This is a genomic window from Vibrio sp. OPT46 (genome assembly GCF_015163535.1).
GTDB lineage: Bacteria > Pseudomonadota > Gammaproteobacteria > Enterobacterales > Vibrionaceae > Vibrio > Vibrio alginolyticus.
Window position 1 is genome coordinate 1 of the sequence record NZ_JADDYG010000101.1, and the last position, 377, is coordinate 377.

1 protein-coding gene is annotated in these 377 nt (G+C 45.6%); it reads left to right on the forward strand.

Annotated features, from left to right (window positions below; genetic code table 11):
* Nucleotides 1-377: diguanylate cyclase domain-containing protein (locus IQR33_RS05110; RefSeq protein ID WP_193843568.1), on the forward strand; the 377-nt coding region annotated here is incomplete at both ends.

Genomic DNA, 377 nt, shown 5'->3' on the forward strand with positions numbered 1-377 from the left:
TCACTTGGTCATCATATTGGCGATAAAGTGATTCAAGAGGTATCGGCCCGTCTTAAACGGTTACTGCCAAACCAAGCGATTATTGGTCATTTGGGTGGCGATGAGTTTGGCGTCATTCTGCCGGAGCCAGAAAACACCCGCATGGCTGAAATTTTGTCCGATCGCATTATCTCGTTGATCAACCAACCTTTCGACTTGCACCACTTCAGTAAACGCCTTGCGTGTTCAATTGGTAGCGTTCGATACCCTGAAGACGGACAAGATGCGCGAATCCTACTACAAAATGCCGATACTGCGATGTATGAAGCCAAAGATCGTGGTAGAAATCGTCTGATCAAATTTAACGATCAAATGAACAAAGAAGCGCGTATGCGTTT